We start from the raw sequence: 9,737 nt of genomic DNA, 5'->3' as shown, positions 1-9,737 counted from the left end.
CTCAGGACACGCCGGTCATCAACCCTGGGCTTGCCGTGCGACTTAGGGAAGTAAGGCTCCAGACGCGCCATCTGCGCATCGCTCAACCAGAAAAGATCAGACATGTTCACCGCTCATTTTCGAACGGTGAATCATGCTCGCCCAACCAAATCAATGGGTCCTGACCCTAGGGTCACCTTCACGGTGATCTGCCTCTACTGCCGCAGCGGCGCACGCTATGATCATGTGATCGATCCTTGAACCAGTTGAATTGGCGGGCGCCCGATGGGAGGAAGCCAGCATTCATCGGGCGCCCAGGATAGCCGGCCGGAGGAACGACCGGCTAAGGAAGAGAGCCAGCCCTCAGGCGACTGCCTGTCGGCGGTCTGTTGCGGCCGGTCCCGCAGGGAAGACGCCAGACATCACGACAAAACCCGGGATGCGCTTGAAACGGTCGCTCCAACGGCGGATGGCCGGGTAATCGATGCGCGAAATGCCTCCTTCCTCGGAGAGCACGGTGTAGGGGAAACAGGCGATGTCCGCGATCGTGGGATGCTCTCCCGGACAGATCCAGTCCTGCCCCTCCTCCTCGGCAAAGAAGAGATGTTCATCCAGAACCCGGAACAAACGATGCGCACCGGCCCGGGCCGCCTCGACATCTATCTCCGAGTAGAACAGCCCGTCATGCAGGCGGGCCGCCGAGGCGGTTGCCGTGATTGCATCGGCAAAGGCCAGCCATTGCGAGATCTGCCCCAGCAGTTCGGGACTCTCCCGTGGATACCACCGATTCGAGGGGTCATATTTCGAGGCCAGGTACACCAGGATCGCCTGGGCATCCCGGAGAACAAGACCGTTGTCGTCGATCACCGGCAACTGACCCAGCGGATTGATCTGGCGAAAGTCCGGGGACTTGTGCTGGTTGCCCGGGTAGAAGTCGATCAACTCGGACCTGTACTGGACCCCAAGGAAGGATAGCAGAAGACGCAGTTTGTAGCAGTTTCCGGAGAGTTCATAGTCGTACAGTTTCAACATGCTGACACCTCAAATATCCAGGATGAGACGATCGGACACCGCGCGGCTGACGCAGGTCATGATGGACTTGCCTTCGGCCTTTTCAGCATCGCTCAGGTAGACGTCCTGGTGTTTGACCGCCCCTTCGATCACGCCGCACCGGCAGGTGCCGCAGGCGCCCTGCTCGCAGGAGCTGGGCATGTCGATGCCGTTTTCGCGCAGCACTTCCAGGATGGTCTTTCCGGCAGGCACTTTCAGAGTCATCGCCGACCGGGCCAGATCGACCTCGAAGGCCGTGCTGTCGTCCACTTCGGCGGTATTGGCAAAATACTCGAAATGCACCGTCTCGTCCGACCATCCCTGCTCGGCGGCGATTGCGCGAGCCGCCTCCAGCATCGGACCCGGACCGCAGATGTAGACGTGGCGGGCGAAACCGGGCTCGGCGAGGATTTCTGTCAACCTGGCGCCGGTTGCCTCTGGCGTCAGCGCCTTGTGCAAGATGAGAGCCTGCTCGTATTCGCCGATCTGCGGTTTGAAGGCCACGTGATCGTCGGACTGCACGAAGTAGTGGAACTCGAAGCTCAGGCCCTGGGCGTTCAGGGCCCGCGCCATGGAAATCAGCGGTGTGACACCGATCCCTCCGGCGACAAAGATCGTGTGCTCGGCATTGCGGCGCAGCGGGAAGTTGTTGCGCGGCGCCGAGATCGCCAGCACGTCACCCGCTTTCACCGCATCGTGGATGGCGGCCGATCCGCCCTTGCTGTTCGGCTCGCGCTTGACGCCGATCCTGTAGTGGTCGGTCTCACCCGGCCCGTTCGTGATCGAATACTGCCGCACTAGACCGTTGGGCAGGTGCACGTCGATATGCGCGCCGGGCTGGAAGGTCGGCAGGCTGCCCTTGACCGGCTCCAGTCGCAGGCTGACGATGCCTTCGGCGGTCATTTCCTTCCCCGCGACCTGCACGCGCAATTCAGCCTTGCGCATTTCGGTGCCAATCGCCGGAATATCGACCAGATCCTCGGAGACCCTTGCGATCACCGGCTGATAGGGCGGCGGTGCCTCCTGCGATGACGCACAGGCCTCGATCTGGCTGCGCAACTCCTGCATCAGCCAGCTGTGGCGCTTGAGCAGCCTGATACGATCAGCGCCTTTCACAGGCTGATTGCTGACCCCGCGGATCGCGGACCGATTGCTGTCCATCGGCTGCACGAACAGGCGGACCTCCGCCCCGTCCGCCGCGGTCACGGTGACCGATCCGTCGGCGTTGGCACGGCCCGAACAGCTATCGTCCCAGCCATAGGCGAGCAGCGCCTCGACGACCATTTCCATCGGAGCCAGGACCGGAACCGGGCGCAGCACTGTTGCCGCCTCAAACCCGTCAAGCGGGGGCAGATCGCCGCTGGCCTGTTCGCCGGCCCAGACCAGCCCGTGCGCTTCCTGCGCCGGGTAGGTGTTGTTGCAGATGGTCCGTGCTGGCGCATCGGCCGGGTGCGCGGGGATATAGGTGCAGCCGGCGGTGCGGTTGGCATAGCGCCAACCGTGGTACTGGCATTTCAGGTCGGACCCGTTGTTGATCCCGATGGAAAGCCGCACGCCGCGATGCAGACAGCGATTTTCCCAGACGTTCACGTATCCGTCGTCGGCACGCCAGACGGCGAACTCGCGGCCCAAAAGCTGTGCCTGATAGACATGGCGTTTCGGCAGATCCGAGCTCGAGGCGATCGGATACCATTTTCTGTGCAGGTCGGACATCACTCTGGTTTCCCTGTTGTTGTAGTCATGCAGACGGGGGGATCACGCCATAGGCAACCCCCTTGCCGGACAGCCACCTGCGGTAGGCGATTGCAGATTTATCTGCGCGAATAGGCGTCTCGGCCCGTGGATCCAGCGGCAGACGCTTGGGATACTGGTTTTCCAGGATGGGTTTGTCCTGGCCAAAGATCGTCTGCTGAAACAACCGGATCTGAGTGTCATCACTGTTGTCATCCAGCAGTGACAGCAGCATGTGAACCCGGACCTGCTCTTGATTGAAGGGCTGGATGAAGATGGCAATCACATCGTTGCGGCCATCGTCCAGCGGACTGGACTTGTAGAGCACCGAGCAGAACGGGTGCGGCACCCGGTAGATGTAATCGACATCGGCACCGCCGCTGGAAGAGGCCGCCGCCATTGGTTGCCAGAACTTGCAGTTGGAGGCCAGGATCTCGTCCCGCTCTTCCGACACTTCGACGAAATACTCCTTCACCTCGGTATGCGGCTCGGCGCCCAGAATATCGGTGTGGACAAACGGAAAATGCCCCATGTCGAGAAAGTTCTCGACCAGGCGCGGAGCCGAGGCGTTCACCCCGAAGCTTGCGGCGTGAATATTGCGACGGTCCTCTTCTTCGTACTCCGGGATCGGAAAGATGTCCCGCTCCGGCATCCCGAGCGTTGTCCAGAAATACCCGAACCGCTCCTTCACCGGCAGCGCCCGATCACCCGGCGCGTCTCCCGGCCTCCCCTCGTATGCCCAGACGACGACATCGCCGGCATCGTTCCTGGTGTAGGCAATCGGCTGCTCCAGCAGGACACTCCGCTGCACCCGGGCGTCCTTGACGTCCTCAAGAGGCGCAATCGCATACCAGAGATTCACGGCGACGGGGTCTTTGCATTTCAGTTCCGGCACGATCTGTCCTCCCAAAAATCTTCTGCAAGTGGCACCCCGGCCGCCCATCGTCCAGCGGCCGCCAGGTTGGGCAAAGATGCGTCACCCATGTAGGCGCCTGCCAGCAAACGCTATCCAAACACGACAAGATTGCATATCAATTATAAACATAGAGACTTTCAATTTTTGACTGATAGTCTTTCAATTCCTAAAGAGGTACTACTTGTCGCAGGCCCGGTGCACTGTGTAACGGGCCAATCCACAACGAGGCGCTGGCCTCCAGACACGTGATCAGAAAGGTTGCGCAGCCGTCATGGGAAGCCGTTCAGACGAGATCTCCAAGATCATCACCCGGGCGATCATCCAAAAGCGCCTGCTGCCTGGCTGCAAACTCAGTGAACAAACGCTGGCTGACATCTTCAAGGTCAGCCGCGCGGTGGTACGGCAGGCCCTGATCCACCTCAGCGAAGACGGCCTCGTGACAATGGAGCGCAACCGCGGAGCCTTTGTCTCGAAACCCACCTACCGCGAGGCGGTCGAGATCTACGACGCGCTCACCATCCTGGAACAGGGTGTCGCAGCACAGTTGTCGGGCCGGCTGGATACCCGCGGCTGGGCCGAACTGCGCCGCCATGTCGAGCTTCAGAACAAGGCCATCGACGAGAAAAACGACGCACTCGCAGATCAGCTGGGCTCGGGCTTTCACGAAACCCTGGTGCGGATGTCGCGGAACTCGGTCGTGCAGCAAATGCACGCGCAGTTGATCCGCAGAACCGCGTTGCTGCGTTCGCTGGTCAGTTCGCGCTTCGATTACTGCGGACTGCTGCACGATCACAGCCAACTGATCGACCTGCTTGAAGAAGGCAAGATCGCAGAGGCACAGGAACTGATCGCGGTCCACCATAACACCGTCGTGAGAGGATACCTGTTGGAAGACGACACGCTGCCGAAAACGGACGCGCGAGAAGCACTCGCGCCTTACGTGGCGCAAGAGAACACCGACTAGGGCCGTTCCCCCACAAAAAACCAAGAAACGCCAACGGCCAAGGAAGAACCGAACGCCCAAGATAATCGTCCAATTAAACAGGGAGGAAACAATGAAACGCGCAACTAGAAGAGACATCCTGAAATACGGTGCCGCCACCGGGTTGGCGGCGGGGCTTGCAAACCTGCCAGGTGCGGCCAGGGCAGAGGGCAAGCTCAAGGTCGGAGCCGTCTACGTCTCGCCCGTCTCTGAAATCGGTTGGACGAAACAGCACAGCCTCGGCATCGAAGCGATCCGGGCGGAGTTCGGCGATGATGCAGAGATAACGGTGATCGACAGCATTTTCCGCCCCCAGGACGCCGAGCGCGTGTTCCGTCAATTGGCAGGGGCCGGAAATGACCTGATCTTCGGGACCAGTTTCTCGCACGGCACGCCGATGCAGAAAGTGGCACCGCGCTTTCCCAAGACCGCGTTCGAGCATTGCTCGGGCATCAAGCACCTCAAGAACCTGGGCACCTTTGAAGCCAAGTACTTCGAAGGCACCTACGTGGCGGGCGTGGCGGCGGGCCATGTCTCCAAGTCCGCCAAGATCGGCTTTATCGGCGGTTTCCCGATACCCGACATCGTCGGCCCGGCCAACGCGCTGTTGCGCGGCGCCCAAAGCGTCAACCCCGACATCACCTGCAACGTCATCTTCCTGAACTCCTGGTTCGACCCGGGCAAGGAAAAGGAAGCGGCCAAGACGCTGATCGCACAGGGCTGCGACGTGATCTGCTCGATGACCGATACGGCCACGGGCGTCCAGGTGGCCGGGGAAAACGACGCCTGGTCCATCGGCTACGCCAGCGACATGGCCCCGTTCGGCAATGGCAAGCATCTCACGGCGTTCACGCTCAACTGGGTGCCGGTCTACTTGCAGGCGGCCCGCGATACGGCCAATGGCACCTGGACATCAAACGAAAGATGGCTCGGCCTCGCGGATGACGTGATCCAGATGTCCCCCTACAACGACGATCTGCCGCCCGAGGCCACCGCCGCCGCCGAAAAGGCGCGCGCGGAAATCATCGCGGGCACGCTGCACCCCTTTGGCGGCGAACTGAAAGACCAGTCAGGCGCCTTGCGCGTCGAAACCGGACAGAGCCTGTCTGACGGCGGCATCCGGAGCATCGACTGGTTCGTCGAGGGCATGATCGGCAAGCTGGGCTGACCGCTTCCCGGGACTCCCAAAAGGAAGGATTGCCTGCCTCGCTCCGCTTGGCGGGCAATCCACCCGAACAAAGGTGAAACACGCAATGACTCCACGATTGGAACTCCGTGGCATCAGCAAGTCATACCCCGGTGTGATTGCCAATGATGACATCTCGCTCTCCGTTCTCCCCGGCGAGATTCACGCCGTGCTGGGTGAAAACGGCGCAGGGAAAAGCACGCTCATGAAGATCATCTACGGGGCAACCCCGGCGGACAGGGGACAGATCGTCTGTGACGGCAAGATCTTGCCCGAACATGGCCCCGCGATTTCGCGGGAACTGGGGATCGAAATGGTCTACCAGCATTTCGCCCTGTTCGAATCCATCACGGTCGTGGAAAACATCGCGCTCTCGATGCCCGGCAAGATGGATCTCAAGAGGTTGGCGGTCCGCATCCGCGACGTTTCAGAACGCTACGGTCTGCCGATTGATCCCGACCGCCTGGTGCTTTCCCTCTCTGTCGGGGAACGGCAGAGAGTGGAGATTGTCCGCTGCCTGCTGCGTCAGCCCAAGCTGTTGATCCTGGACGAACCGACCTCTGTGCTGACACCGCAGGCGGTACGGACGCTGTTCAAGACCCTGCGCCAGCTCGCCGCCGAAGGCTGCAGCATCCTATACATCAGTCACAAGCTGGACGAAGTACGCGAGCTGTGCCACAGCGCCACCGTTCTGCGCGGTGGCAAGGTAACCGGCGAAACCGACCCACGACAGGCGACCTCTGCCGAACTCGCCCGCATGATGGTGGGCAGCGACCTGCCGGAAATGACGGTAGACCCCTCGGAACTCAGCCACCTGCCGCTCCTGGCGGTCAACAACCTGAGCATGGCGTCGGAAACCGCCACGGGCACCTCGCTCAAATCCGTGAACCTCGAGGCATACGGCGGCGAAATCGTTGGCATCGCCGGTGTTTCGGGCAATGGCCAGGGGGAACTGGCCGCCGCGATCAGTGGCGAAAAGATCACCAGCGCGGCCGAGGACATCATTCTGGAGGGACGCGCGGTCGGCCACCTCAACGCCGGGCGCCGCCGCGATCTGGGTCTGGGATTCGTACCGGAAGAGCGGCTTGGCCGTGGTGCGGTCCCACCTTATGAGCTGTCGGAGAATGCGCTGCTGACCGCCCACAGGCTGGGCATGGTCAAGCACGGCATGGCCAACCGCAGAAAGGCGCGCGACTTCGCCTCCGCCGTGATCGAGAAATACAAGGTCAAGGCCAGCGGGCCCAACGCAAAAGCGCATGGTTTGTCCGGCGGCAACCTGCAGAAATTCATCATGGGCCGGGAGATCGAACTCGCGCCCAAGGTGCTTCTGGTATCGCAACCGACATGGGGCGTGGATGTCGGCGCCGCCGCCTTCGTGCGGCAGACCCTTATCGACCTCAGCCGCTCCGGCAAGGCGGTGATCGTGATCTCCGAAGAGCTGGAAGAGCTGTTCGAAATCTGCGACCGGCTTTACGTCATCTGCAATGGCGAGCTCTCTCCGCCCCTTTACCGCGCCGAGACCAATATCGAGGAAGTCGGCCTTCTCATGACCGGCACGGGCCCGACATGCGCCGCGTCTGAAGAGCAAATGGAGAGCATCAGACATGCTGTTTAAAATCGAGCCTCGCGCCGAACCGTCGCGCCAAATGTCCATCGCCGCCCCGCTGATCGCGACCGGGCTGACCATCGTCGTCAGCTCCCTGTTCTTCCTGTCGCTCGGCTACAACCCCTTGGTAACGCTCTACACCTTCTTCATCGAACCGCTCACGACGATGAACGGTATTTCCGAATGGTTGCTGAAGGCGTCACCGTTGATCCTGATTGCCTGCGGCCTCGCAATCGGCTTTCGCGCGAATGTCTGGAACATCGGCGCCGAAGGGCAGCTGATCATGGGCGCGATTGCCGCCACCGGCGTCGGCCTCTTTGCGCCCTGGCAGGACAGCCCGTTGCTGCTGCCCTCCATGGTCATCGCGGGCATGTTGGCCGGCATGGCCTGGGCGGCTGTCCCCGCCTTTCTCAAGGATCGCATGAACACAAACGAGATCCTGGTGACTTTGATGCTCACCTATGTCGCCACGTTGATCCTGTCGTACCTGGTCCACGGCCCGTGGCGCGATCCGGATGGATACAATTTCCCGCAGACCGCGCTCTTGCCGTACAACGGCATGTTCGAGGTCTTCGACTATTCCTACCGGCTCAACACTTCGATTTTCTTCACCGTGGTCGTTGTCGCCATCACCTGGCTGTTCACCGAGCGCAGTTTCCTGGGGTACAAGATGTCGGTCGGCGGTGTCGCTCCGGCCGCGGCCAGGTTTGCCGGCTTCAACGCCTCCGCCTCGATCTGGATCGGGCTGCTGGCCTCCGGTGCCGCAGCTGGCCTGGCCGGGATGATGGAAGCCGCCGGCCCCCTGGGTCAATTGTCGCCACAAATCTCGCCCGGCTACGGCTTTGCCGCCATCATCGTGGCCTTTGTCGGACGCCTCAACGCCTTGGGAATCGTGCTGGGCGGGCTGCTTCTGTCGCTTCTCTACCTGGGTGGTGAAACGGTGCAGATGTCGTTGGGCCTGCCCTCCTCGATCGCGCTGATTTTCCAGGGAATGCTGCTGTTCTTCCTGCTCGCCAGCAACTTCCTGATCAACTTCCGCATCCGCAAGCTCGCTATGAGGACCGCCTGATGGATTTGTTCGTCTCAATGTTCGCCGCGACGATCGTCGCGGCAACCCCTCTCATCTTTGCTGCGCTTGGCGAGTTGGTGGTCGAGAAATCCGGCGTGCTGAACCTCGGCATCGAAGGCATGATGCTGGTCGGCGCCGCGTTCGGGGTCTGGGCACATTTTGCCGGCCTGCCGATGACCGTGGCGCTTGCCGCCGCGGTGCTGGCCGGGGCCGCCTCCTCGTTGCTGTTCGGCGTGCTGGCGCTCACGTTCATGACCAACCAATACGCGGCGGGCCTGGCGCTTGCGATCTTCGGCACCGGGGTGTCCGCCTTCATCGGTCGCGGCTTCGGCAGCACGCCGGTGGACGCCATTCAGCCCGTACACCTGCCCGGCCTCTCCGACATTCCGGTGATCGGGGAAATGTTCTTCCAGTACGATCCGCTGGTCTACCTCTCCTTCGTGCTGTTCGGCATCGTCAGCTGGTTTCTCTACCGCACAAAGGCCGGACTGGCCCTGCGTGCCATCGGGGAAAGCCCGGATTCGGCGCATGCCATTGGCTATGAGGTGATCCGGATCCGCTACATGGCCGTGATGTTCGGGGGAGCTATGGCGGGTCTGGGCGGCGCTTACCTGTCGCTGGTCTATACCCCCCTCTGGGTGGAAAACATGACCGCGGGCCGTGGCTGGATTGCCCTTGCTCTGGTGGTTTTCGCCGCCTGGCGCCCCATCCGCGTTGTCCTTGGCGCCTGGCTGTTCGGCGGGATGACCATTCTGCAGTTGCAGGGCCAGGCAATCGGATTGAACGTCCCTTCCGAGCTCCTGTCCGCGCTGCCATACCTGGCCACAATCGCGGTATTGGTGCTGATCTCCCGCAACCGTCAGGCGATGGCCCTGGATTTCCCTATCTCGCTGGCACGCCCCTTCCGACCCAAGGGATAAGACATAAGGTACTGCCCGACAACACAGGGACGGGCGGTACTCTTCCAGATCTGGGGCGTTGTACTGGCGGCAATTCAAGTGTCGCGCAACCGCCCCTTCAAAAAGGGTGCTGAAGAGGTCGGCCATCGACCCGGATTGACGAACATGCTCGACCGGCGGGGTGGCACCCACATCCCACCTGCCGGACCAATTCGGTTTGCGACCACCCTGCCCGCGCCTGGATTGCCGCCAGTTCCGCCCCAGTTCCGCCCTGGTGACGCAAGGGCCCTCGCAGCACGTCCTTGCCGCCTGGCAGCCT

The 9,737-nt window shown here is 61.7% G+C and carries 8 protein-coding genes and 1 pseudogene; 5 read left to right on the top strand and 4 right to left on the bottom strand.

Annotation, left to right across the window (positions count from 1 at the left end; genetic code table 11):
- From BLQ71_RS26035 to BLQ71_RS14590, 4 genes and pseudogenes are all read right to left on the bottom strand, one after another.
- A pseudogene (locus BLQ71_RS26035) lies at positions 1-104 on the bottom strand (IS5/IS1182 family transposase); the annotation flags it as partial.
- A 238-nt stretch (positions 105-342) separates the two neighbouring features.
- Positions 343-1,011, bottom strand: a complete 669-nt coding sequence (locus tag BLQ71_RS14600) for a glutathione S-transferase family protein (RefSeq protein ID WP_074622238.1) — start codon at positions 1,009-1,011, stop codon at positions 343-345.
- Positions 1,012-1,020: 9 nt separating this feature from the next.
- Positions 1,021-2,742, bottom strand: a complete 1,722-nt coding sequence (locus tag BLQ71_RS14595) for a Rieske 2Fe-2S domain-containing protein (protein WP_074622237.1) — start codon at positions 2,740-2,742, stop codon at positions 1,021-1,023.
- 25 nt (positions 2,743-2,767) lie between these two features.
- Complete coding sequence (locus BLQ71_RS14590; protein WP_088669325.1) at positions 2,768-3,655, bottom strand: aromatic ring-hydroxylating oxygenase subunit alpha; 888 nt, start codon at positions 3,653-3,655, stop codon at positions 2,768-2,770.
- Between the two features lie 292 nt (positions 3,656-3,947).
- Between BLQ71_RS14590 and BLQ71_RS14585 the strand changes: the two genes are divergently transcribed.
- From BLQ71_RS14585 to BLQ71_RS14565, 5 genes are all read left to right on the top strand, one after another.
- Positions 3,948-4,640 (top strand): GntR family transcriptional regulator, encoded by a 693-nt coding sequence (locus BLQ71_RS14585; protein ID WP_043137573.1) that lies wholly within the window; start codon positions 3,948-3,950, stop codon positions 4,638-4,640.
- A gap of 91 nt (positions 4,641-4,731) precedes the next feature.
- The gene (locus tag BLQ71_RS14580) at positions 4,732-5,826 is read left to right on the top strand and encodes a BMP family ABC transporter substrate-binding protein (RefSeq protein WP_074622236.1); all 1,095 of its coding nucleotides are present in this window, start codon (positions 4,732-4,734) and stop codon (positions 5,824-5,826) included.
- Positions 5,827-5,911: 85 nt separating this feature from the next.
- Positions 5,912-7,459 (top strand): ABC transporter ATP-binding protein, encoded by a 1,548-nt coding sequence (locus BLQ71_RS14575; protein ID WP_074622235.1) that lies wholly within the window; start codon positions 5,912-5,914, stop codon positions 7,457-7,459.
- Positions 7,449-8,519 carry an ABC transporter permease gene (locus BLQ71_RS14570; protein WP_074622234.1) on the top strand — a complete coding sequence of 357 codons (1,071 nt, stop codon included), beginning with the start codon at positions 7,449-7,451 and terminating at the stop codon, positions 8,517-8,519. Before BLQ71_RS14575 ends, BLQ71_RS14570 begins: the two co-directional genes overlap by 11 nt.
- Positions 8,519-9,439, top strand: a complete 921-nt coding sequence (locus tag BLQ71_RS14565; protein ID WP_074622233.1) for an ABC transporter permease — start codon at positions 8,519-8,521, stop codon at positions 9,437-9,439. Before BLQ71_RS14570 ends, BLQ71_RS14565 begins: the two co-directional genes overlap by 1 nt.
- Positions 9,440-9,737 lie beyond the last annotated feature (298 nt).

The organism is Antarctobacter albus (genome assembly GCF_900101505.1).
Taxonomy (GTDB): Bacteria; Pseudomonadota; Alphaproteobacteria; order Rhodobacterales; family Rhodobacteraceae; genus Antarctobacter; species Antarctobacter albus.
Note: the sequence above shows the minus strand (reverse complement) of the source record. Positions and strands in the feature narration are given on the sequence as shown.